Consider the following 23,563-nt stretch of genomic DNA (forward strand, 5'->3'; position numbering starts at 1 on the left):
TTTTAGCTATTTTAACGGTTTTATTGCCGCTTTTTCCTCATAGCTTGCAGGGGAGGAGTTTAGGCTTAATCCATAATTAAAAAATTCAATCATTAATGAACGATATCAAGCCATTTTAATCATTTTTTCTTAATAGCATAAGACAACAAAAAAGGCCTAATTCTAAAAGAATTAAGCCTTTTGAGATTCCATTGGATGTTATGGAATTGAATCTTGGCGGTGAGAGAGGGATTCGAACCCTCGATACGCGCAAACGTATACACACTTTCCAGGCGTGCTCCTTCAGCCACTCGGACACCTCACCATTGCGCCGCGATAATAACGAAAAAAAACTCCTCTGCCAAGTTGAAACAATTGATTTAGAGCAAAAGTTTTTGCTCAGTGATATGATTGCGAAAAAATAGTGTCTAAAACGAAGACGAAATATGCAAAGTACTGCACAAAAAGCCGCCTTGCCTGTGATTACCCTCGCAGCGCTTGGGGTGGTATTTGGAGACATTGGCACCAGCCCATTATATGCCCTCCGGCAATGTTTCCTCACAGCGCATCTGGCGATTACTGAGGCATCAGTTCTTGGAATTTTGTCCCTGATTTTTTGGTGCATCATGCTGACGATCAGTTTTAAATACGTCACCATTATTATGCGTGCAGACAACAATGGTGAAGGCGGGATCATGTCTTTATTGGCATTGAACCTGCGAACCACACGTATTGCGGACAACAAGAAAATTTATCTGATTGCCCTAGGCTTTATTGGTGCTTCGTTATTTTTTGGTGATGGCATTATTACTCCGGCAATTTCCATATTATCGGCAATTGAAGGTTTAAGCATTGCAACGCCCATGTTTAACCAGTGGCTCATGCCTTTGGCGATTGGTATTTTAACCGGTCTATTTATCATACAGCGTCATGGTACAGCTACCATGGGGAAATTCTTCGGTCCCTTAACTCTGGCGTGGTTTTTATCGATTGGTGCTGTGGGTGTCTGGAGCATTATCCAGACCCCATTTGTATTGACCATGATCAGTCCGCACTGGGCTTTTAATTTTGTTGTTCATCAGCCTTATGTTGCTTTCCTGACCATGGGTGCGGTGATTCTGACCATGACCGGTGGAGAAGCGCTCTATGCAGATATGGGGCATTTTGGTCGCTTACCGATTCGTCTGGCCTGGTTCATTATTGTTTTACCCTGTCTGCTTTTAAACTATGCAGGACAGGGGGCATTATTACTGCGTAACCCGGATGCGATTGCCAATCCGTTCTATATGCTGGTGCCGAGCTGGGCATTGTATCCGATGATTGGTCTGGCAACTGCAGCAGCAGTCATAGCCTCGCAAGCTGTGATCACGGGCGTTTTCTCCATGACCAATCAGGCGATCCAGCTGCGCTATTTACCCCGCTTAAGCGTGCATCACACGTCGGATGTTGAACAGGGGCAAATCTATTTGCCGTTCATCAATTGGGTGCTGTTTATTTCGGTGGTCATCCTGATTTTATTGTTTGAAAACAGTGCCAATCTCGCTAGTGCTTATGGCGTGGCTGTGACCATGACCATGCTCTGCGGTACCATTTTGATTTCATTTCTGGCTTATGGTTTCTGGCGCTGGCCGGTATGGAAGGTTTTATTATTTACCGTACCATTTTTGCTGCTTGATTTGATCTTTGTTGCATCAACGTCATTAAAAATTATTTCTGGAGGATGGGTACCAATTCTGATTGGTGCAGCAGTGTATACCATTTTAATGACCTGGAAAGCAGGACGGGAAATTGTGTTGGCGCGTTTGGAAAAAGATGCCTTGCCGATAGATCTGTTTATCAAAAGTATTGGCATGAGTGCTGAAACCCAATTTGTTCCGGGTGCTGCAGTCTTCCTGACCGGTACGCCGAATATTGTGCCGCATGCCATGTTGCATAATATTAAGCACAATAAGGTTCTGCATGAGCTGAATATTATGGTAACCGTGAATACCCGCGATATTCCTTATGTGAAACAGGAAGAACGCAGTAAAATTGAAAAACTGGATAACCGTTTCTATCGTATTTCACTGTATTACGGTTTTAAAGATCAGCCGAACATTCCTGAAGCACTTGAACAAGCTTATCAGGAGTTAGGTTTTGAATTTGACATGATGCAAATGAGCTTCTTTATTTCCAGAGATCGACTGATTCATACTGTGGGCGAAGGCTTATCACCATGGCGTGAAAAGCTGTTTATTTCGATGCAGCGCAATACCAGCCCTGTCAGTGACTTTTATCAGATTCCGCCCAATCGCGTGGTTGAATTAGGTAGTCAAATCGAAATCTAAGCCTTAGATATTGCAGGCAATAAAAAACCAAGGTGGAAAATCCTTGGTTTTTTATTTGGAGGATGAAAGCCTGAAAAAGAGCGTGATTAGTTCTCTGTTGCGTCTGCTGCTGGAGCTTCAGGAGATGCATTAACGGGTGCATCATTCATTTCAGCTGATGGTGCTGCTTGTACCGCATCGCCTGGTTGAGTCGATTCTGGTGTTGCTGCGAAAGCTTCATGCATTGCATTTGCTTCAGCTGTATTGACTGGTGCGGCCGCAGTTTCTTGATCTGCCACTTGTTCAGCTTGCTGTGCAGCTAATTCTGCATTCGGTTGCATCGGATCTGTATTTTCAGATGCAGCCTGAGCTGTTTGCTCAATAGCAGGAGCATTAGCCTGTGCTGGAGCAGGCTCAGTTGCCTGTTGTGCTGCGGTATTCAGCTCTGCTGTTTGTGGTGCAGTCACATCAGCAGCAGTTTGACCTGCTGTTTCAGATGCAGCCTGAGCTGGTTCTGCCGTTTGTGCTGTAGTATTTATATCCGCCGCTTGAGTTTCAGTTTGCGGTACTGTTGTATCTGCAGCTGAGCTGGTTTGAAGTTCTGTTTCAGATCCGACTTGGGTGGGTGCTGCAGCCACTTGGGTATCATTGCCTGCATTCACAATACGGATTTGACCACTGGCGACTAAATCTTGAATGGAACCGGCCTGACCATTTACGGTAGTAGTGACTTTTGCTTTAGATAGACTTTCTAAAGTATCGCCAGGTTGAATTGCCGGTTCTGCGAATGCGGTTGCGCTCATGAGTCCTGTAACCAGACTTAAACCTAAAAGCTTAGAATGCATAAAATACTCCGTAGGAATCATTATTCAGATTTTTTGCGTATTTTTACCTTGTCATATTCATAATCGGTTTTTCAATCAAACATACGCAAAGCCATTAAGAGTCTTTATAAAAGCTTTAGAAAATTAGACAGACTGTTACAACAATTGTGCTTTTGTTAATCAGTTTTAGGCTAATTGTTAAGCAAACAAAATTTGCTACATATACTTCATTTTCACTGCTTGTTAAGCTCGTGAAAAATGGGAGTTCGTCTCAAAATGGCAACTAAGAAACGTAAAACTGGTCAATCTGTAATGCAAATTTTAAAGCAGAATAGTTTAAAAATTATTTTGGGTTTAGTGGCAACCAGCAGTTTTGCAATAGCCTTTGGACAAGAAAGAATTCAGCAGTTGGTTTCATTACCCTCTGCATCAAACTCTGCATGTCTGGATCAGTTTTATCGCGATATTCCGCCTTATTTGGCCAAAGAAAGCCTGAATAAAAATACCTTTCCGCTGTGCTTTAATGGCTTTAATGTGATGTATTCGGGGGTATCGAAAACGCCTTTGTGGGTGGCGGAAGCCTTGACCCCGCAACGCCTGAGCCAGAAAATTCCACGTGAAGACAGCTTTCATGAAGAAACAAGGGTAAAAGCAGAATATCGCGCGACCTTGGCGGACTATAAAGCTTCAGGCTATGACCGTGGACACATGGCACCGAATGCCGATATGCCGAATAAAGATGCACAGTTTGACAGCTTCTCATTGGCCAACATGGTGCCGCAAGCACCGAAGAATAATCAGCAGGTTTGGCGAGAGCTGGAAGAAGCGACTCGTGCCATTGTGACCAAGCAGAAGCAGGATGTATATATTGTCACTGGGCCAGTGTATTCAGCTAAAAAGCTGAAGACGATTGGTAATGGCGTGATCGTTCCAACCGCGACCTATAAAGCCATCTATATGCCAAAAACAGGCGCGGCCGGTGTCTACTATGCCGACAACACCCTGAAAGATACTGCACCGAAAGTGCAGGTGATGAGTATCTGTGCCCTGGAAGATCTCACTGGAATTAATATTTTTCCCCAGCTCACAGAAGATCAAAAGCGCAATACTTACAATTTGCCATTAAAGGCAAGTGCAGTGAAAGCAACCCAGAAAATTGCCTATTCACATTGGGATGCAGAAAGCCAATGTGCTGAAGAAGTCAGTGCAGATGCGCTTAGCGCTTTGCAGAAAAAGTTTAAATCTTCATCTGTAAGTTCAACGACTCCACAATCGGCTGAGAATAAGGGCAGTGCACCAGCAATCGATCCAAATACTCAAGATGCGATTGTTAAACAGTTGATTGAAGGGCTTTTGCAGTACATTTTACAGTTGTTGAAATAAGCCTTTTTTAGGTAGGATGAGAGTCATCATCTTACCTTTTTAATAACAACAAAGATCAGTGAGAATACAATGTTCAAGCCTTTTGAAAATGGTACCGAATCGCATGCCATTCACGACTTAACCTTAGAAAACCAAGAAGATTGTGTCAGTATTTATGGCAATTTACAGCTCACCAAGGACCAGGCTGGTTTGCAGGCAGCGAAAGCCTTGCAGGCTTTTATAAATGCTGTGGTCAGTGCTCTGGAAAAAGAAGCCAACCTTCCGGAAAAAATTGATCGTCAAGATGAACAGGAAATTGAAAATCCATTTTTATAAATAGTGCTCATGTTCCATGTGGAACATAAAAAAAGCTCACCAGATGTGAGCTTTTTTTATTGTTAGAATTTTTAGTCTTTTTCAGGGGCAATCACTTTATAAATGAGTGCGCCAAGAATGGCGCCAAAAAGAGGTGCAACCCAGAATAACCAAAGTTGGCTTAAAGCTGCAGTTTCGGCAAAAAAGGCCACACCGGTACTGCGTGCCGGATTGACCGAAGTATTGGTCACTGGAATACTGATTAAATGAATCAGGGTCAGGGCTAGACCAATAGCAATGGGGGCAAAACCGGCAGGTGCACGTTTATCCGTAGCACCCATAATCACAATCAGAAAAAACGCAGTCAATACGATTTCAATGATCAGTGCTGAGGTCATTGAGTATTTACCAGGAGATAATTCAGCAAATCCATTACTGGCAAAACCACCGGTACCGACGAAACCCGCCTGGCCTTGGACAATCAGATAGAGAACCAGACCTGCTAGGGTCGCCCCAATCACCTGAGAAATAATATAAGGAATCAGGTCTTTGGCATCAAAACGGCCACCGAACCATAAGCCTACACTGACTGCGCGGTTAAAGTGGCTGCCAGAAATATGTCCTAAGGCATAGGCACCGGTCAGCACAGTCAAACCAAACGCCAGTGCAACACCGGCAAATCCAATACCGAGTTCCGGAAAGGCTGCTGCAAGTACCGCGCTGCCACAACCCCCAAAGACTAGCCAGAATGTTCCAATCAATTCAGCAAGATATTTATTCATTTTATTCTCCAGACGCTGTTATTCATTTTCTTTTTATCATTCAGTATATTTTATATTGATCGGAAAACTGCTGATTTATTAATCATAACATGATGAATAGATATGACATGCGCATGACCAGTTGGTGGCATTTTTATGCATATTGTTGCTGTCGCCATTGCTGCGGTGTCATGCTTGTCCACTGCTTAAAAGCACGCTGGAAGGCACTTTGCTCGGAATAGCCGAGCAATAAGGCAATTTCTTGCAGGCTGAGATGCCGATCTTTTAAATATTGCTCCGCCAATAAATGTCGTACTTCCTGCATACGCTGCTGATAGGTGGTGCCTTGTTGTTGTAAATGGCGTTGCAATTGCCGTACCGACATACTGAGCTGCTTGGCAATCGGTTCAATTTGATACAGGTTTTTTTGCAGTCCGGTGAGAATAGCTTGTTGTAGACGTTCATCTAATTGGGTGGAATTCGGAAGTTTATCCAGGAGTGCCTGAGCTTGCTGCATCAGCAAATGTTGCAGGGTTTGGTCTCCTTGACGAAAAGGCTTGGCGAGCTCGGCAACTGGTAAAATAATTTGCGCCACAGGCTGAGAAAAACGGACTTTGCAATGGAAATACTGTTCGTATAACGCGACATTCTTGGGTGCCGGATGGGTAAAGTGAACCTCATGAATATGAATATCTTCAAATTCCATAGAATATTTCAGGAACTGAAACATCACGGCAATTGCGATTTCATTGCTGACTTGAGTGGTCAGATGAAAAGGAACACTTCCCCAGCCAATGGCCAAATAATCCCCCAGCATGTCGGCTTGTAAGGGGCTGCCATCATAGATCAAACGATGCAGGTCATGATAACGATACAAAGCTTCACCTAAGGTATTACAGGACAGGGCAATATAGGCAATAATGCCGAGATGTTTGGGTTGTACATATTCGGCGATCTCTAAGCCGAGTGCAGGAATTTTTAAATGCTGATCTACATCGGTCAGTAATTCGCGCCAAAGACAAAAGTCAAAGCGTTCCAAGTTCTGAACTTGTTCAAGTTTTTCAGAAATGGCTAAGCCTTTGGCCTGACTATAGGCATAAAGTAAATGCCCAAGTCCGCCATATACAGAGCCTGTGTAATCTTTAAACTGATGCATATTGATCTTTTTATTGTCGTAATTTGTCAATGAAGTTTTATTTTAAGGTCAATATTTAGCACATTTCATTGCCTATATTCAATACAGAATAGGGAGAAAGCGATAATGTGGAAAGGTTTCTTGTTGGGTTTGGTGGTGGCCAATGGTTTTGAATGGGTCGCCCATAAATATGTTTTGCATGGTAGGCATCGTAGTGGAAAGCCGCGCTATAGTCCTGTGCCTGACAGTATGAAGTCGCATTGGGAACATCATCGTGAAGTACGAAAAACAGATTTTTATGACCATGGCTATGTTGAAGGGCTTACAAATTGGCGCACTAAAAATGAAGTTATTTCACTGACTGTGGTCGCAGGCGTTTTTGGTACGCTATTTTATCCGATATCCAAAGGTATGGCACTGTCTACGGTATATAGCGCCTGTAATTATTATTATATTCATCGTCGCGCTCATTTAGAGCCAGAGTGGGCGATGAAAAAAATTCCCTGGCACTATGATCATCATATGAACTCCAATCAGGATGCCAACTGGTGCGTGACCAAGCCCTGGTTTGATTACATTTTGGGAACTCGGGTGATTTCATCGGCAGAATTGCAGGAGAAAAATCCATTAGGCATTCTGCTTCCCGACACAGTTTCAAATCTGTTAAACGGATTATCGGAGCGATATTTTCCGGCAAAATGGGTGAAAAATCAGGATAAATGATCATTTTTTCATAATGAATTGTCAGTTTTATTGGTTAGGAATATGTGGTTATAAAATAGCCAGGGGTCCCTGTTTTCAAGACTTTGTCGTAATTTGTCAATGTTTTCGGTATTAATCGTCAATGTTTTGGTTATTTTTTTGTTATATATTTGTTTGCATCATCAGGTTGACCAAGTTAGCCTGACGAAGCACTGTATATGTCATTTTATTGTTTTCTTTTCAAGAAACCACGCTGTAGTTTTCTTGGTTTATAGGGAGTCTTCAAGACTCCCTTTTTTTATCTGCAATTTTTGTGCGGGCTTGATTTCAGAGCTGATCTATAAATAAAAAAGAGTGGGGGAGCCACTCTTTTCTGAATAGACAAGTCTTAATCTCTTAGAGACGCATTTCAATGCCTTGTGCAGCCAGATATTGTTTGGCTTCCGGAATGGTGTATTGACCAAAGTGGAAAATAGAGGCTGCAAGTACAGCATCTGCACCGCCTTTGAGAATACCATCGGCCAAATGCTGCAAGTTACCTACACCACCCGAGGCAATGGTCGGAATAGTGACACGGTCATTAATGTTACGCATTAACGCCAGGTCATAACCTGCTTTGGTACCATCGGCATCCATAGAGGTAATTAGAAGTTCGCCCGCGCCGTAATCGGCCATTTTCACAGCCCATTCAATCGCATCAATACCGGTTGGTTTACGACCACCGTGGGTGAAAATTTCCCATTTGTTGTCACCAGTTTTCTTGGCATCAATGGCAACAACAATACACTGTGCGCCAAAGCGTTGCGAAGCTTCCTGAACAAATTCCGGGTTAAATACCGCAGCCGAGTTAATGCTGACTTTATCGGCACCGGCATTCAGCAACAGACGGATATCTTCCACCTTGCGCACACCACCACCTACGGTTAAGGGAACAAATACGCTTTCTGCCATGCGTTCAACGGTACGATAAGTGGTATCACGACCGCTTGAGGTTGCAGTAATGTCCAGGAAGGTAATTTCATCGGCACCTTGTTCGTTATAACGGCGTGCCACTTCGACCGGATCGCCTGCATCACGAATATCAAGGAACTGTACGCCTTTCACCACTCGACCATTATCTACGTCAAGGCAAGGAATAATACGTTTAGCAAGCATAATTTTTTCCAAAAATAACAGCCGATTATGAAACTTCGCCACGAAGGTGCTACACCTTGGTAGTTGTAGAAGGTATTCTATCAAAATTATGTAAGTTTTTTTGCAGGTTTTCTATGTCGGTTTATACCACTTTGACTTTACAGGAAGTTCAGGCGTTTGCAGCACCTTATGGATTAGAGGTGATTGACCTGATTCCGATTCAAGGAGGTATTCAGAATACAAACTATTTTTTAGTCTGTGAAAATGCTACGCAGTATGTACTGACGGTTTTTGAAGAAATGGATGAGCGAGGTGCAGGGGAGCTGGTTCCCGTGCTAGAGCATTTGGGCAAACAGGGGGTAGCTGTTCCGGTTCCACTGAATTATGCGGGCAAAGCCATTCATAGCCTTAAAAACAAGCCTGCGCAGATTGCTCCACGCATGATGGGGCAACATCCCATGCCATCAACCTTGGAACAGGTACAGGCCATTGCTGTGGCTCAGGCGAAAATCCATATTGCCTTACAGGATTTTCCACTGGAACGTGCCGAATATCGTAACCACGATTATTGGCTGCAAGTGGCGAAAGAATTAAAACCAACGTTAAATCCGGCTGATGCCATTTTACTCAGTGAAGTTCTGGGGCTGTATGATGCGCTCACGGCAGTGTATCCTAACCGTCCCAAAGGCTTTATCCATTCCGATTTGTTCCGCGACAATACTTTGTTTGAAGGCAATGAATTAAAAGGAATTCTCGACTTTTATGAGCTCAATAAAGACGAATTCCTGTTTGATATTGCCATTACCTTAAATGACTTCTGCACCGAATATCCCGAGGTTCATTTAAATGAAGCAAAAGCCCAAGCCTTTTTAGAAGCCTATGAAACGGTGCGCCCGCTGACTCAGGATGAGAAATCCTGCCTGGAAATCTATTTGGCTATGGCGGCAGCACGTTTTTGGTTGATGCGTTTACAAGTCGCACAAAAAAATGCACAACAAGGACGTACAGGAGATGATATTCTTCAGAAAAATCCTTTAGAAATGCGCAATATGCTTGTGGAACGGTTAAAATTTGTGACGGCTTGATATAGGAATAAAAAATGCGTGATCAGGGGCGTTTGGTCGAATGGTTTGATGAAAAAGGCTATGGTTTTATTCAGCCCAATGATGCCGCGAAAGATCGCGTGTTTTTACATATCAAAGACTTTGCCCGCCAAGGACCACGCCCGATTGTGGGTTGTGCGCTTGAATATACGGTATTGCTGGATGGGGATGGGCGTTATCGTGCCCAGCAAGTCACCTATCTTAAAGCTTCACAAACCCAAAAATTATCCAGCAAGCCAAAAATCTCCAAGCAATCTGCGCAAAAATTGAAACCGATGCAAATTGCCTGTGTCGGTTATATTCTGGCTTTAGCTGTGTTTACCATAGCGGGCTTATTAAGTGGCATGGTGCTGTTATTTATTAGTGTGATTAATGCCATAACTTACTGGATGTATGCTCAGGATAAAGAAGCTGCCTTACAGGGTAATCGCCGTGTGCCTGAGCAAACCCTGCATCTGTTATCTTTTCTTGGAGGCTGGCCTACGGCATGGCTAGCGCAAGAAAAACTGCGTCATAAAACACAAAAACAACCCTTTAGAAAGATTTATTTTTGTACTATAGCCTTAAACATACTTTTGATTTTATGGCTGATTTCTCCTTTTAATGTACTTAAATTTTAAGGAGAAAAATAAACTTCTTTCATAAGTCCCTTTTATTTCTCTTGCGCAAACTTGAAATACATTTCAATTCAGCTCAGGGAGAAAAATAAAGAGGGTGTTAACAATGATGAAAGACGTCTAATGAATTTATAAGGTACAACAATGAATTATTCTATCGATCAAGATCCTAACCGTACGCTTACTTTAGTCCTTTATATTCTGTATATCATTGCCATTTTTACGGGTGGTTTGCTTGCCGTGATTGCACTTGTGATTAACTACATTAAACGCAATGATGTGCGTGGTTCCATTTTTGAAAGCCATTTTACCTGGCAAATTCGAACCTTCTGGTGGTATCTGTTCTGGAATATTATTGCTTTTATTCCGTTCTTTTTCTTATTTTTTACCGGTGAAAATACCGACCTTTTCGCGGGCGTGGCACTTCTTGCAACCACGTTCTGTGTTACGGTCATTGGTATTTCCTGGATCTGGATTGTCTATCGTGCTATTCGTGGCATTATCCGCTTGAATGATAATCAACCGATGTATCAATAAGTAGCTTGATTAATTTTAAAGGTGGCTCAGGCCACCTTTTTTATGCACCTTAATGTACCAACCATTAAAAATTGTGCGTTACTTTAGCTACTTTATAAAAATAAACATTACCTTTTTAATTTTTATAATATACTTTTTTAATTAAAATATTGTACGTTTTTAATATTTATATTTTACATTTTTATTTTAATTATTTTACGTTTTTAATATTTAAAAATTACTTTTTTAATAAAATAAATATACATTAATGTACATTTATTTTTATAAATTTAATTTCTGCTTTTATTTTGAATTTTGGTTAATTTTAGGCTTAAGAATAAAAGCGACCGCGGCGACGACGTAGCCCTAAAATATGAATGGCACGTACCAGAACGGCATATGAAACTGCATAGCCAAAGCGTTGTTCAAACAAAGGTACAAGATCGCTGATGTTTTGAAATTTTGTATTTTTTACAAATACTTGAAATTCATTCCAGTTTTTAATGTGGCTGGGAGCACCACGGTTTTTTGCTGGTTTTGGTAGTAAATCTCCTGTTTCTTCTTCCAGCTTAATCCAGGCATCTAAAGTCACACGAGAGATGTTGAATTCTTTGCAAACTGCTACCTTGTAATCGGTTTTTTTATACATTTGAATGGCTGCTTTTCGGGTTTCTAAACTGTACTTTGGCATTTACTCTCGCCTGAGTTAAATATTTATATTTTTATTATATGGCATAGTCATTGCAAATGAACAAATAACTCAAATAAATAATGTTCAGGTGGCATGCATGAAAAAAACGCAAGTTTCTTTCAAGAAAATGTCTTTATGGCAAGTGGTGATTATTGGTATCGCGTATATGACACCGATGGTGGTGTTTGATACTTTTGGTATTGTTTCAGGGATCACGGATGGACGTGTACCTCTGGCCTATATTTTAGCCTTGGCTGCAATGCTGCTAACCGCTTTTAGTTATGCACGTTTTAGTCGTATTAGTGATAAACCGGGTTCAGCCTATACTTATACAGCAGAATCTTGTGGTGCAAAGGCAGGATTTTTTGTCGGTTGGTGTTCCTTACTGGACTATATTTTACTGCCATTAGTCAATGCATTACTGGCAGGGATTTATTTGGAAGCAGTGATTCCAGATGTGCCATATTGGGTTTGGGTGAGTCTGTTTGCCGGACTTGTTACATTAATCAATTGTTTCCGCATTAATATCTTAGCCAATCTCAGCTTGATCTTTGTCTTGGCACCGCTGCTGTTGATGGGGCTATTTGTCTATCTGGTCATTCAAGGTGTTGGATCATCACAAGGTTATGAGCATGTGCTCACGGTTGCTCCGTTATTTAATGGTAATACATCAATTCTGCCATTGATTGCGGGTGCATCCATTCTGTGTTTTTCATTCTTGGGTTTTGATGCCGTGACCACCATGTCACATGAAACCAAAGATCCAAAACGTACCATTCCGCGTGCAGTTATCTTGACCACTTTAATGGGTGGAACAATTTTCATCACTGCTTCGTGGTTTATCCAACTGTATTTTCCGAGTAATGTGCGTTTTAACAATCCGGATGAGGCATTACCGGAAATCGTGCTCTATGTCGGTGGGGCATTATTCCAAGCGGTCTTCCTCTGTGCACAAATCATGAATACCTTTGCTTCAGGGCTTGCAACCCATGCCAGTGCTTCGCGTCTTATTCATATCATGGCCAAAGATGGTATTTTCCATAAAAGCACTTTTGGTCAACTGCACAGTAAATTAGGCACCCCGCTGTATGCAGTCCTTACCATCGGTCTTATTTCCTTAACGGCGATTGCTCTCGATTTAGCCACTGTGGTCAGCATGATTAGCTTTGGCGCATTGATTGCTTTTACGGCAGTAAATTTCTCAGTTCTTATGAAATTCTATGTGCTAGAGAAACAACGCCAAGGCTTTAAAAATAAATTTATGAATCTGATTTTGCCGCTGATCTCTGTGGCAGTAATCATGTGTTTATGGTTCAACCTGGAACGATCAGCCCTTCTTTTTGGCTGCGGATGGTTGTTTATTGGGGTGGTAATCTTCCTTTATAAAAAACTGAAAAAGCAAAACATTGTGATTGGCAATGCGTACTAGATCCACATTTGAATATAAATTGAACAATAGAGAGTGAACAAAATGAATATCAATAAGCCAGTATTTCTAGAAGATGTTGAATTTAAAGTCAGCCGTAATAAGCAAAGTGGGAAAGAATGGAACTGGGTCAATCCTAAACATGGCGAGTTTGATTTCCCTGCGAATTACTATGAAAGTTCACTGGAACAATGGCACCAGTTTGATACCTTGAGTGCCGATATTGAATGTGATGTCGTGGTGATTGGTGGCGGCTTGCTGGGCGCTTCTACCGCTTTGCATTTATCCGAGCAGGGCGTAGAGGTTGTGCTGGTTGAGAAAAACCGGATTGGCAGCGCAGCTTCAGGTCGTAATGGCGGACAACTGACTCCCGGCTTAGCTCGTTGGGAAGCTTCCGAGATGATTGAGCGTTTCAGTTATGCAGATGCCAAAAAACTCTGGCATTTCACCTCAACTGAAGCGATGTCCTTAATTGATTCGATTGCGGATCAATATGATCTGGATTTACAGCGTAAGCATGCTCATATTACTGCCGCCGTGCATGAAGGGCATTTGGTGGGTTTGACTCAGGGTTCAGATGCCCGCAAATTTTTGGATGAATCACATACTCAAGTGATGGGTAAACATGAATTGATGGAGCATATTAATTCTGACAACTACTGTGGCGGTTTACTGGATACATTGGGTGGACATATTCATCCACTAGCTTTAAACCGTGGTTTGGCTTATGGCTTCTGTAAAAATGGTGGCAAGATTTATGAGCAAACAGAAGTGCTTTCTGTTGAAGAGCGGGAAGATGGGATTTATGTAACTACTTCTGGCGGTGTGATTAAAGCACGTAAAAGTGTGGTGATGGGCGTGCATCATGCATTGTTTAAACTATTGAAAGAACATAACCAAACTACGATTCCATTCTATACCTATGTCTGTACCACAGCACCTTTGGAAGTTAATTTAAAAGAGTTGCTACCCAGCGATGCACCGGTGTATGACACACAATTCCAGATTGATTATTACCGTGGTGTATCTAAAAACCGTTTACTATTTGGTGGAGAAGGTACAGGTTCTTGTTGGAATCCTGAAAAAACCCATCAATATTTATTGGGTCGAATCAAACATGTGTTCCCCCAGCTACACAATGTAGAACTTGATTTTGTCTGGAGCGGCACAACTGATCTGACCATGAATGGTGCTGCGGACAGCCGTAAATTTGGCAATAAATTCCCGATCTATGCTGTGCAAGGATGGAGTGGTCATGGTGTGGCACAAACAGTGCGGATTGGGAAAGCTATTGCCGATGATTTCTGTGGAAAAGCCGATGATTTCAATATGCTGAGCAGTATTCAGCATCAAGATATTTTATTTGGTCGTGCTTTAGCACCTGTGGTGATTCCCATGGCAAAAAGTGCATATGGATTAGGGGCTTTAATTAATCCGGGGAAAATGGTGTCATTTTAAAGATCTCTTTTTTACCAAAAACTAAGGGTGGATCTTCCTCTCCCAGTGGGAGAGGGCTAGGGTGAGGGTGATAGAGGGAAATTAAACTTTTAAGGACTTACTTGCTCATTCTTCTTTAAAAACTTCGGTTTCCATTCGCTGATAATTACACCTAGCACCACCAATACACCACCTAAAATTGCCAATAAGGGTAGACGCTCACCCGCAATACGTCCAATCAACGCAGCCCAAACCGGTTCACCTGAGTAGATAATCGCAGCCTGAGCAGGATCAACTTCACGCTGTGCCCAGTTCATTACCAACTGAATGGCTGCACTGGCAAAACCTAAGCCAGCTAAAATGATCACCAGCGGCCAGGAAAAAACCGGATTCCAGCTTTCACCCGCCAAAGGCATCATGCAAAAGGCAAAGATGGAGGCAAAGCCGAGTTGAATCACGGTGACACGGCGCACATTGACTTTACCGGCAAAAAAACCGATCAGAATAATTTCCAAGGCAATAGCGATTGAACCCAGAATGGTAATGATCTGGCCAAAGTTCAGCTGGATTTCACCAAAACCGTTGCCGGTTAAAAAGACCAATCCTAAAAAAGCCAGTGCTGCCCCACACCAAGTCATGATTTGTGGCGTTTTACGGAACAGTAACCATAAAAGTATGGGCACTAAAGGTACGTATAAAGCCGTCAGGAAAGCAGATTCACTGCTGCTGATCGTTTTCAGCCCAATGGTCTGGGTCCCATAACCCACTGCAATCACCAGACCAATTAAAGCCCCTGCGGCAATTTCTTTAAGTTTGATTGCAGTTAAATCTTTCCAGGAAAACAGGCTGACAAACAACATGGCAGCAGCAAATCGGCAGCCGACAAAAAACATCGGACTGGCAAAGTTTAAGCCGTATTGCACGGTGATAAACGAGCCCCCCCAAATCAGGGTAATCAAAATTAAGGCAAGTTGCGGCGCTTTGGCTTTTAAGTAAGAAGGGGTATTGGACATGGTTACATAAGGAGATTTTCAAAAATAAAAAAGAGGTCCGAAGACCTCTTAGAGATACATCACGGAATTAAAGTGACTGTTCATCTAACAATAATTGCGCTTCACGAAGATTAAGCGTGCCTTCGTAAATTGCACGGCCGGTAATCGCGCCTAAAATGCCCGGTTTACCTTTTAAGTTACGGACATCATCAAGATTGGTCACGCCACCAGAGGCAATCACAGGAAGACCTGAATAAGTCGCCAAGTTAACAGTTTGCTCGATGTTTACACCCTGCATCATGCCATCACGTGCAATGTCGGTATACACAATGCTTGATACGCCAGCATCAGCAAAACGTTTAGCTAAATCTGTTGCTTTGACATCAGTCACATTCGCCCAGCCATCGGTTGCCACCATGCCGTTCATGGCATCGATACCCACAATGATATGACCTGCAAATTTCTTGCATGCTTCTTCAACAAATTCAGGATTTTGAACTGCTTTAGTACCAATAATCACAAAAGACACACCGGCATCCAGGTAATGCTCAATGGTTTCAAGCGAGCGAATACCACCACCAATTTGAATTGGTAGCTCTGGTTGTGCTTTGGCAATGGCTTCCACCACAGGTTTATGAATAGGTGTACCTGCGAAAGCACCGTTTAAATCCACCAAATGCAAGCGACGCGCGCCTTCATTTACCCAATGCTGTGCAGTTGCAACTGGATCGTCAGAAAACACGGTATCGTCTTCCATACGGCCTTGTTTTAAACGGACACATTTGCCATCTTTCAGGTCAATTGCAGGGATGATCAGCATGCTTACGCTCCTTGCCAAATCTTATTGAATTCATTGTGTTCCATCTTAACAAAGTATTGTTAAATCTCTAAGCACCAGTTGCAGCTTTTATTTTGTTTGGACGAATACGTAATTTTAATGAGGTATTGGGAATGTGTTTGGGCAGCAAGCCTAAGCGCAGTAATTCTTCAAACACTAAAACAGGGGCATAGGCATCGGCAGCAGCATATTCAATCTGATGTTGAGTCAGCGTTTTACGTGCCCAGTTCGAGGTGCTGATTTTTTTACTTTTGAGAAAATTGACCTGAAATAGAAGCGCCATGGCATTTTTCAGTCCCATCGGGTTGCTGAAACCAAAAGCTTTAAAGCATTTCGACAGTTCAATCACACTGTTCAGTTCAATACCTTTTTTACGGAATAGATGGGCGTCATTCTTTAAACCAAAGCCGACTTTAATCTGGTCGCGATTTTCAAAAACAGGTTTTAGGAACTGCAAAATTTCAACGTTAATCTGAAATAAATAGGCTTTTTCCAAAGTCGCTAATTGAATCAGATGCGGACCGGTGGAAACTTCACCTTTTTCAAAGGTAGGTTTGGACTCAGTATCAAAACCAAGTAATGCACAGCTTTTCAGCTCTTGTTCAAGGGAAAGGCATTGTTCAATGTTGTTAATGACCTGAATTTGTTGCAGTGGAAGATTTTGAAATACAGGAAATTCTTGAATTTGTTCTTTGCTAGGGAGTGTTTGAAGCAGAAGCTCTTCCATGATGATCGATACAGTGATTTATTTTAAATTCAGCTTAAACGCTTTCCAGTTTTTAGGCAAAAACAAAGCTCACCGAAGTGAGCTTTGTTTAAAACTGATTGGAAGAGCTTTAGATATCCCATTCCACAAAGTTTTTCAGCAACTGTAAACCTGCAGTATGACTTTTTTCCGGGTGGAACTGGGTCGCAAACAGGTTTTCTTTATGCAATGCTGTGCAGAACTCTAAACCATAGTCACAAGTCGCTGCCACAATGCTCTTGTCTTGAGGTTCAACATAGAAACTATGCACGAAATAGAAACGTGCATCCTGTTCAATGTCTTTCCACATCGGATGGCTCGGGTCTGCCTGATGCACCTGGTTCCAGCCCATGTGCGGCACCTTGAGGCCATCCATGTGTGGGAAGTGTTTCACTTCACCTTCAAAAATACCCAGTGCATCGGTACCGCCATTTTCTTCAGAGCGTTGCATAAGCGCTTGCATGCCGACACAAATTGCCAGAACAGGCTTGTTGAATACGGCATTGCGTACCACTTCATCAATACCGGCTTCATGCATGCCTTGCATACAGTCACGCATGGCACCGACACCCGGAAAGACGATTTTATCGGCTTGGGCAATCAGTTTGGGATCATTGGTGACATCTACAGTTGCGCCGACATGTTCCAGGGCTTTGGCTGCAGAGTGTAAATTTCCCATACCATAGTCAAGAAGGGCAATACGGGTCATTACAAAGTACCTTTGGTTGAAGCAACAGTATTTTCTGCACGTGGATCGACTTCACATGCCATACGGAGTGCGCGGGCAAATGCTTTAAATACGCTTTCGATCTGGTGATGGCTGTTTTTGCCTTTTAGGTTATCAATGTGCAACGTCATTAACGCGTGATTTACAAAGCCTTGAAAAAATTCAGAGAATAAATCTACATCAAAACGACCAATCATCGAACGTGTAAATGGAATATCCATAAACAAGCCCGGACGACCTGATAAATCGACCACTACACGACTTAAAGACTCATCCAGTGGTGCATAAAAATGACCATAGCGTTTTAAGCCTTTTTTGTCGCCAAGTGCTTGCGCAAATGCTTGTCCGAGTGTGATCCCGCAGTCTTCTACGGTATGATGATCATCGATATCCAGGTCACCATCACAATGAATATCAATGTCAAATAAGCCGTGTCGCTTGATTTGATCAATCATATGATCTAAAAATGGAATACCTGTATTAAGAGTGCCTTGACCTGTACCATCAAGATTCACACGAACTCGGATTTTGGTTTCGTTAGTGTTTCTTACCACTTCACTGATACGTTGCGTCATAGACACGTTCCTCAAAAACGTCAAAAATGATGATGTAAAATGTTTTTTCGCGATGACGAAATCATCGCATATTAGATTGCTCAGGAGGGTTAATCAATGCCTATTACCGTACATGCTTATACTTCACTAGAAAATGACGAAGTGCGCAGCCAGCTTGAGCGACTGTATGACACTAGCCCTGAATTTGGAGATGGGCAGGATGCCATTGAACAACTAGAGCAAAACTTGTCTCAGTATACCTTAGTTTACACAGCAGAATTTAATACTAAACTGATTGGGGCAATTTGGTGTACCGGACAGGGGGAAAGCCGGACGCTGGAAAACATTGTAGTCCATCCAGCTAACCGTGGACGCGGGGTAGCAGAACGACTGGTCAGTGAAGTCTGCCGAATGGAAGAAGAAAAAGGCGTGAAGACGTTTGAACCGGGCTGTGGAGCCATTCATCGTTGTCTGGCGCATTTAGAAAAAATTTAAGCTTGTAGCTAATCTAAAAAAGCAGCGTCTATGCTGCTTTTTTTATGTCTGAACATAGCCGGGGTTAAAGAATGAATTGAGTTTTAAATAAAAAATAAGCAAATAAATGCTAATTTGCTGTAAAAATAAACGTTTGTTTAAAAAATCCCAAAACCTACTTGACTGAAAAACACTTAAACTGTTTAATACGCGGCATCGGCGTGATAGCTCAGTAGGTAGAGCAACGGATTGAAAATCCGTGTGTCCCCAGTTCGATCCTGGGTCTCGCCACCATATTCAAAATCTATTTTAAGATTTCAATCCCTGATCCCATCAGGGATTTTTTTGGGTAAAAAATATTCGATCAAATAAAAATATGCTGAATTATATTGACTATTGAGAGCAGATACGGCTTAATACACGGCATTGGCGTGATAGCTCAGTAGGTAGAGCAACGGATTGAAAATCCGTGTGTCCCCAGTTCGATCCTGGGTCTCGCCACCATATTTAAAAAACCTCAAACATTGTTTGAGGTTTTTTTTTGCCTCTCTGTTCTGTATCGGGGCTTATCTGTGCCTACAAGATACGGCAAAGCTCTGGAAAGAGCTGGATATTAAGAATAGATTGGAGCGAGTGAAAAAGACCGTTTATCCGGGTTAAGGTGAGCAAAAACAGATTTTCATGTAGGCTATAACGTATACAGGTGTAATGAAAAGTATTTTTCTTGCATGGTGTGAAGCTGCATTGTCTTGAAATTACGTTATGAGTCAAGCTTATGAATCTGCTAAAAATCTCTACTTTGCCACTGATATTAGGCTGTACGGGGAGCACGCTGGTACATGCCGATGACACTGTGACCTTACCGACACTGCAAGTCTTGGCCGAGCCAGAATTACGTACAGAAACCGGGGTTGTGCCGTATCAGAATGATGAGATGAATCGCCGTGCCTTACAGCATCAAATTATTCGTAATTCACGTGACGCACAAAACTTTATGATTGATAGCCATGTGGTTGCCAACCTTGAACTTCAGCCCCTACAATCACAGCCAGACCTGAATTCTTTAGCTCCCTTACTGCAACAGCATGTGTTGAATATTGCTCAGGGTCTACAGTCGAGCGATCCCACACAAGGTTTGTATATTATGTTGCAACCTTTTAGCATAGATCGTAGCAACAGTATGCAGCACATCGACCGTGGTACGCATATACAGATCGACCTGAATAAAATCAATATTGGTACGCTTGAACATTCTATAAATAATCCTCCTGCATCAGGGGTGATGACACCTAAAATGCAGTAATTTTTCTTGTTTTACATCTCCACAGCTTGAGGTTTTTTTACTTATAGAATCAAAGTAATAATAACTGGAGACTACGCAATGAAAAGAATCGCTCTCCCTGTATTCACTTTTTTATCGGTGTTAGTCACGGCCTGTGGTGGTAGTGGAAGTGGTGATCACTTTAACTCTTCTTTTGAAAAAACCTTTAGCTTTGGTAATCAAACCTATATTTGCCGCAGTGAAAAAGCGGCTGATGCCTGTGGTGGTGCAAATCAAGATTGTTCAGCCTGTGAGCTGGAATCACCTTCTTCAGTGGTCATTACTCAGTTATGTATTCAGCCAGTCATCAATACCCATAAAGTGACAGTCAATGGCTGTGTGGTACAACTAAACAATGATACCCAAACCGGACTGTGTACCGCGGAAGGATTAAGGCTGCTGTCAGGAACCAATTTCACCAGGCAGCAAGTCAGTGCAGGGGTATTATTTCCTACTGGAAGCGTGAATATTCCTGTCGGAAACCTGACTGAAACCATCACTTGTAATTAAGTTGTGTATTTAAGTCGCATGAAATTTCTTGCCACGCTGGTGATTGGCATACTGTGCTTTGCATTGGGTTATTTTGTTGCCCAGTCCAAGCCTGAATCTGAACCGTCTGTTCCTGAACATCATCAGGATATTGCTGTGGAAAATTTTATCCAGACGATTCAGCAAAAAGCGCAGGCTCAGCCTGAAGACCGGCTTGTCTTGCAGCAACAGCTAAAAAATCAGAAAAATCAGGTGAATAACATTATAGATCAGGCCACACCTGAGCAGATTAACAAGTATCTGGCACAGGCTTTTCCGGATAATGATTTATCTAGTGTCCATAACAAGCACGCGTTTGCCAAACGTCTGGTCAATGAATTTGTCGATGCAAAAAATGATCCGCATGAAAGCATGACCGGTCAGGCCAGCGTGACGGCACAGCAACAAAACATAGCCAATAATCTGCTACCAAGGCAAGTTTACGCCGGACAACAGTTATTTGCCCATTTTGATACTTTGGGAAAAACCCCGAATAATGAGCAGGTTTTTGTGCGCTGGAGCAACCAGTCCACAGGTGAAGTACTGTTTTTTATGCCGCAGCGCATCAGTGCCAATCGGGAACAGAACTGGGTCAGTTTTAATCCTGCCAAGGGCTGGAAAGTAGGGACATACGATGTTAAATATTATCAACTGAATGATCAGCTGGTGCCGATTGCCCAGACCAGTTTTAGAATTGATCAGGTAATTGATTAAATTGATAAATATTTTTGAGCATCGTTAAATGAAAGATCTTTTTTCCAGCAATAGTTTGCGTTATAAACAGGCCCGGCCTAGTTATTCCGTCCAAATTGTCAAAGAAATTTTAAAGCATGTACCTGAACGAACTTTTGCCTGGGATTGTGCTGCGGGTTCTGGCCAGTTTACCCAGCTTCTGGCACCGTATTTCGAGCATGTGGTAGCGACCGATATTAGCGAGGCTCAGTTACAGCAGGCACCTTATTTTGACAATGTCAGCTATCAGCTACAGGCAGCAGAGCAGACCACCATTCCGGAACAGTCCATCGATTTGGTGACGGTGGCACAAGCCATTCACTGGTTTGATTTCGATGCATTCTATAAAGAAGTCAAACGGGTGCTTAAACCTCAAGGGGTGCTGGCGGTCATTGGCTATGGCCTGATTCAGGTTCAGGATGCGGCAATCAATGCTTTGGTTCAGCAGCTGTATGCTGAAACCTTAAAAGATTATTGGGACAGCGAACGCCGTTATATTGATGAGCTGTATCAAAGCATTCCGTTTCCTTTTCATGAGCAGGCTGTTCCAGATTTGCGCCTAGAATATCAATGGACTCCGCAGCAGCTGCTCAGCTATTTAAAAACCTGGTCAGCACTAAAGCATTATCAAGATAAAAATAATGATGATCCACTTCAGCCGATTTCAGCGGCTTTGCAAGCGGTGCCTGAACACTTAGATGTAACATTTCCTGTACTTCTACGCGTAGGAATGCGAGAAAAATAAAGGTTGTAGCGGAAACCTTGTGCTAGTGAGGCAATATAAGCAGGGGAATATAAAAATCTGATTTATAAAAGTATGATCCAGAGACAGGCTTTTTAAAGCAACAGCTCTTGTATTTATTAAGAGGTGAAAGGAAAGGTTTTTTTAAAGAAAATTAGAATGTCCTGCAAGACCACTGGTCCGGGGCAAGTGGCTGAAAGGCGCATAAACTATACAATTACAGGTGTCGACGGTTGTTTATTTACTTCAATTCATTGTTGAGTAGAACTGCCATGAAGCTCCTAAAAAATTTGTCCTGTGCAATTGTAGCGATTGCCACAAGCTTTTCTGTTTCCTCCACTTTTGCCGATATAGCGGATGCACCTGGATTAAGTCCCTTAACGGATGCCGAATTAAGCGCTGAAACCACGCCAGTGATTGAATATCGGGAAGATCCTCAAAAAGAAAGAGTTTTGCAGCATAGAATTATGCAGATCCAAATGGATACCCAAAACTTTGTTGTAGATCCGACTATTTTGATGACCATAGATCTGGTTCCTGAGGCACCTATGCCAGATATCAACAGTTTGCCAGTGGCATTGCAGCAATATGTTCTGGCCATTGCACAAGGTTTGCAATCAGCTGATCCAAGAGAAGGCTTGTATATTATACTCGCGAATTTTGGTATAGACCGTAACGCAACCACTGTGCAAATTGCTCGAGAGCAACTTTCACTGGGTGTTTTGGAAAATACTTCGCTAAATGAAGCAATCAGACAGTTGCAACAACAGCGAATCAATACACCGAATAATACTATTCGCTAGCTGGGCAGTATGTGGATCACAATATTTTTCACTATAACTGAAAAAGGATGCTCATTAATGGCATCCTTTTTTACGGTTAAAATGCGTTATGCAAATTAAGCCGCAGATTTTTTAAACCAAGAGAAGAATGATTTTTTCTCAGCTTTTACTTCAGTTTTAGCCGCATCTGCTTTTTCAGCAACTGCTTCTTTTAGGTCAGCTGTTTTTTCTACAGTCGCATCTTTTGCTTCAGTTGCTTGAGCAACAGTTGCGTCTTTCACCTTAGCTGTTTTTTCTACTACAGCATCTTTAGCCTCTACAGTTTTAGCAACAGCGGCATCTTTAGCGACTACAGTGTTATGAGCTGCAGTTTTTGTTGCTTCTTTTGCTTCAACCGCTTTTGCTACAGTTGCGTCTTTAGTTGCTACAGTTTTAGCTACAGCAGCATCTTTAGCGGCTTCTGTTTTGTGAGCGGCAGTTTGAGTGGCAACGACAGCTTTTTCTTTTGCTGCTACGGTTTTAGCAACAGCTTTTTCATTTGCAGTTACAGTTTTAGCTACGGCTGCATTTTTAGCTGCTACAGTTTTGTGTGCAGCAGTTTTGGTTTTAACTTCCGCTTTTTCTTTTGTTGTGGCAGCTGCTGCTTTAACAGTGCTTGCTGTCTGAATGGTGTCTGCTTTTACTTGTGCTTTTAATGCGGCAACCTTGGCAGCTGGCGTGGTTTCTACAGCAGTAGCAGCCATAGCAGAGGTTGTACCTGCAACTAAAGTGATCGTCAAGACAGTTTTAATAGTATTCATGTGGATTACTCAATCGTGAG

Annotated in this window: 25 protein-coding genes, 3 tRNA genes and 1 pseudogene; 17 read left to right on the forward strand and 12 right to left on the reverse strand. The window is 42.4% G+C overall.

Features of this window, described 5'->3' with window-relative positions; genetic code table 11:
- Window positions 1-214: 214 nt before the first annotated feature.
- Window positions 215-304 (reverse strand) — tRNA-Ser (locus ACE01R_RS05400).
- Between the two features lie 121 nt (window positions 305-425).
- On the opposite strand from ACE01R_RS05400, the gene ACE01R_RS05405 reads away from it, so the two are divergent.
- Window positions 426-2,306 carry a potassium transporter Kup gene (locus ACE01R_RS05405; RefSeq protein ID WP_395548936.1) on the forward strand — a complete coding sequence of 627 codons (1,881 nt, stop codon included), beginning with the start codon at window positions 426-428 and terminating at the stop codon, window positions 2,304-2,306.
- Window positions 2,307-2,992: 686 nt separating this feature from the next.
- Here ACE01R_RS05405 and ACE01R_RS05410 read toward each other — a convergent pair.
- A pseudogene (locus ACE01R_RS05410) lies at window positions 2,993-3,130 on the reverse strand (hypothetical protein); the annotation flags it as partial.
- A 255-nt stretch (window positions 3,131-3,385) separates the two neighbouring features.
- Between ACE01R_RS05410 and ACE01R_RS05415 the strand changes: the two are divergent.
- Both ACE01R_RS05415 and ACE01R_RS05420 read left to right on the forward strand, forming a co-directional pair.
- Window positions 3,386-4,492, forward strand: a complete 1,107-nt coding sequence (locus ACE01R_RS05415) for a DNA/RNA non-specific endonuclease (protein ID WP_395548938.1) — start codon at window positions 3,386-3,388, stop codon at window positions 4,490-4,492.
- A gap of 69 nt (window positions 4,493-4,561) precedes the next feature.
- Window positions 4,562-4,807: a hypothetical protein gene (locus ACE01R_RS05420; protein WP_395548939.1), complete on the forward strand. Its 246-nt coding sequence runs from the start codon at window positions 4,562-4,564 to the stop codon at window positions 4,805-4,807.
- Between the two features lie 71 nt (window positions 4,808-4,878).
- Here the strand turns inward: ACE01R_RS05420 and aqpZ are convergent, their stop codons facing one another.
- Together aqpZ and ACE01R_RS05430 are read right to left on the reverse strand one after the other, a co-directional pair.
- Window positions 4,879-5,568 carry an aquaporin Z gene (aqpZ, locus tag ACE01R_RS05425; RefSeq protein WP_395548941.1) on the reverse strand — a complete coding sequence of 230 codons (690 nt, stop codon included), beginning with the start codon at window positions 5,566-5,568 and terminating at the stop codon, window positions 4,879-4,881.
- A gap of 133 nt (window positions 5,569-5,701) precedes the next feature.
- Window positions 5,702-6,703 (reverse strand): AraC family transcriptional regulator ligand-binding domain-containing protein, encoded by a 1,002-nt coding sequence (locus ACE01R_RS05430; protein ID WP_395548943.1) that lies wholly within the window; start codon window positions 6,701-6,703, stop codon window positions 5,702-5,704.
- 105 nt (window positions 6,704-6,808) lie between these two features.
- On the opposite strand from ACE01R_RS05430, the gene ACE01R_RS05435 reads away from it, so the two are divergent.
- Window positions 6,809-7,405, forward strand: coding sequence for a hypothetical protein (locus ACE01R_RS05435; RefSeq protein WP_395548951.1), 597 nt, complete (start codon window positions 6,809-6,811; stop codon window positions 7,403-7,405).
- Between the two features lie 375 nt (window positions 7,406-7,780).
- Here ACE01R_RS05435 and hisF read toward each other — a convergent pair whose 3' ends face one another.
- On the reverse strand, window positions 7,781-8,542 hold the full coding sequence (hisF, locus tag ACE01R_RS05440) for an imidazole glycerol phosphate synthase subunit HisF (protein ID WP_300043432.1): 762 nt from the start codon (window positions 8,540-8,542) through the stop codon (window positions 7,781-7,783).
- A 110-nt stretch (window positions 8,543-8,652) separates the two neighbouring features.
- On the opposite strand from hisF, the gene ACE01R_RS05445 reads away from it, so the two are divergent.
- The 3 genes from ACE01R_RS05445 (at window position 8,653) to ACE01R_RS05455 (ending at window position 10,775) form a co-directional block, all read left to right on the forward strand.
- Entirely contained in the window at window positions 8,653-9,603 is a 951-nt protein-coding gene (locus ACE01R_RS05445) for a homoserine kinase (protein WP_395548962.1), read from the forward strand.
- Between the two features lie 14 nt (window positions 9,604-9,617).
- The gene (locus tag ACE01R_RS05450; RefSeq protein ID WP_395548998.1) at window positions 9,618-10,241 is read left to right on the forward strand and encodes a DUF1294 domain-containing protein; all 624 of its coding nucleotides are present in this window, start codon (window positions 9,618-9,620) and stop codon (window positions 10,239-10,241) included.
- A 141-nt stretch (window positions 10,242-10,382) separates the two neighbouring features.
- Window positions 10,383-10,775 carry a DUF4870 family protein gene (locus ACE01R_RS05455; RefSeq protein ID WP_395549016.1) on the forward strand — a complete coding sequence of 131 codons (393 nt, stop codon included), beginning with the start codon at window positions 10,383-10,385 and terminating at the stop codon, window positions 10,773-10,775.
- A 310-nt stretch (window positions 10,776-11,085) separates the two neighbouring features.
- Here ACE01R_RS05455 and ACE01R_RS05460 read toward each other — a convergent pair whose 3' ends face one another.
- Window positions 11,086-11,445, reverse strand: coding sequence for a helix-turn-helix domain-containing protein (locus tag ACE01R_RS05460; protein WP_291354068.1), 360 nt, complete (start codon window positions 11,443-11,445; stop codon window positions 11,086-11,088).
- 97 nt (window positions 11,446-11,542) lie between these two features.
- Between ACE01R_RS05460 and ACE01R_RS05465 the strand changes: the two genes are divergently transcribed.
- Together ACE01R_RS05465 and ACE01R_RS05470 are read left to right on the forward strand one after the other, a co-directional pair.
- Entirely contained in the window at window positions 11,543-12,874 is a 1,332-nt protein-coding gene (locus tag ACE01R_RS05465) for an APC family permease (RefSeq protein WP_395549099.1), read from the forward strand.
- Window positions 12,875-12,916: 42 nt separating this feature from the next.
- Window positions 12,917-14,329: an NAD(P)/FAD-dependent oxidoreductase gene (locus ACE01R_RS05470; protein WP_395549103.1), complete on the forward strand. Its 1,413-nt coding sequence runs from the start codon at window positions 12,917-12,919 to the stop codon at window positions 14,327-14,329.
- 89 nt (window positions 14,330-14,418) lie between these two features.
- On the opposite strand, the gene ACE01R_RS05475 is transcribed toward ACE01R_RS05470, so the two are convergent.
- From ACE01R_RS05475 to hisB, 5 genes are all read right to left on the reverse strand, one after another.
- Complete coding sequence (locus ACE01R_RS05475) at window positions 14,419-15,321, reverse strand: DMT family transporter (protein ID WP_395549142.1); 903 nt, start codon at window positions 15,319-15,321, stop codon at window positions 14,419-14,421.
- A gap of 67 nt (window positions 15,322-15,388) precedes the next feature.
- Complete coding sequence (gene hisA, locus ACE01R_RS05480; protein WP_395549173.1) at window positions 15,389-16,120, reverse strand: 1-(5-phosphoribosyl)-5-[(5-phosphoribosylamino)methylideneamino]imidazole-4-carboxamide isomerase; 732 nt, start codon at window positions 16,118-16,120, stop codon at window positions 15,389-15,391.
- 67 nt (window positions 16,121-16,187) lie between these two features.
- Window positions 16,188-16,865: a 3'-5' exonuclease gene (locus tag ACE01R_RS05485; protein WP_395549219.1), complete on the reverse strand. Its 678-nt coding sequence runs from the start codon at window positions 16,863-16,865 to the stop codon at window positions 16,188-16,190.
- A 109-nt stretch (window positions 16,866-16,974) separates the two neighbouring features.
- Window positions 16,975-17,592: an imidazole glycerol phosphate synthase subunit HisH gene (hisH, locus tag ACE01R_RS05490; protein WP_395549228.1), complete on the reverse strand. Its 618-nt coding sequence runs from the start codon at window positions 17,590-17,592 to the stop codon at window positions 16,975-16,977.
- A complete protein-coding gene (hisB, locus tag ACE01R_RS05495) occupies window positions 17,592-18,185 on the reverse strand; it encodes an imidazoleglycerol-phosphate dehydratase HisB (RefSeq protein ID WP_395549245.1) in 594 nt (197 codons plus the stop codon). The genes hisH and hisB overlap by 1 nt, the downstream gene beginning before the upstream one ends.
- A gap of 96 nt (window positions 18,186-18,281) precedes the next feature.
- Here hisB and ACE01R_RS05500 point away from each other — a divergent pair, with 96 nt between their 5' ends.
- The 8 genes from ACE01R_RS05500 (at window position 18,282) to ACE01R_RS05535 (ending at window position 22,764) form a co-directional block, all read left to right on the forward strand.
- A complete protein-coding gene (locus ACE01R_RS05500; protein ID WP_395549301.1) occupies window positions 18,282-18,659 on the forward strand; it encodes an acetyl-CoA sensor PanZ family protein in 378 nt (125 codons plus the stop codon).
- Between the two features lie 197 nt (window positions 18,660-18,856).
- Window positions 18,857-18,932 (forward strand) — tRNA-Phe (locus ACE01R_RS05505).
- 134 nt (window positions 18,933-19,066) lie between these two features.
- Window positions 19,067-19,142 (forward strand) — tRNA-Phe (locus tag ACE01R_RS05510).
- A 271-nt stretch (window positions 19,143-19,413) separates the two neighbouring features.
- The gene (locus ACE01R_RS05515; protein ID WP_395549345.1) at window positions 19,414-19,941 is read left to right on the forward strand and encodes a hypothetical protein; all 528 of its coding nucleotides are present in this window, start codon (window positions 19,414-19,416) and stop codon (window positions 19,939-19,941) included.
- A 78-nt stretch (window positions 19,942-20,019) separates the two neighbouring features.
- Complete coding sequence (locus ACE01R_RS05520) at window positions 20,020-20,469, forward strand: hypothetical protein (RefSeq protein ID WP_395549373.1); 450 nt, start codon at window positions 20,020-20,022, stop codon at window positions 20,467-20,469.
- An 18-nt stretch (window positions 20,470-20,487) separates the two neighbouring features.
- On the forward strand, window positions 20,488-21,201 hold the full coding sequence (locus ACE01R_RS05525; RefSeq protein ID WP_395549380.1) for a hypothetical protein: 714 nt from the start codon (window positions 20,488-20,490) through the stop codon (window positions 21,199-21,201).
- A 28-nt stretch (window positions 21,202-21,229) separates the two neighbouring features.
- A complete protein-coding gene (locus tag ACE01R_RS05530; RefSeq protein ID WP_395549392.1) occupies window positions 21,230-21,964 on the forward strand; it encodes a class I SAM-dependent methyltransferase in 735 nt (244 codons plus the stop codon).
- A gap of 269 nt (window positions 21,965-22,233) precedes the next feature.
- Window positions 22,234-22,764 carry a hypothetical protein gene (locus tag ACE01R_RS05535; RefSeq protein WP_395549407.1) on the forward strand — a complete coding sequence of 177 codons (531 nt, stop codon included), beginning with the start codon at window positions 22,234-22,236 and terminating at the stop codon, window positions 22,762-22,764.
- A gap of 95 nt (window positions 22,765-22,859) precedes the next feature.
- On the opposite strand, the gene ACE01R_RS05540 is transcribed toward ACE01R_RS05535, so the two are convergent.
- Window positions 22,860-23,543, reverse strand: coding sequence for a hypothetical protein (locus tag ACE01R_RS05540; protein WP_395549409.1), 684 nt, complete (start codon window positions 23,541-23,543; stop codon window positions 22,860-22,862).
- Between the last annotated feature and the right edge of the window lie 20 nt (window positions 23,544-23,563).

This window comes from Acinetobacter sp. BSP-28 (genome assembly GCF_044130285.1).
Classification (GTDB): domain Bacteria; phylum Pseudomonadota; class Gammaproteobacteria; order Pseudomonadales; family Moraxellaceae; genus Acinetobacter.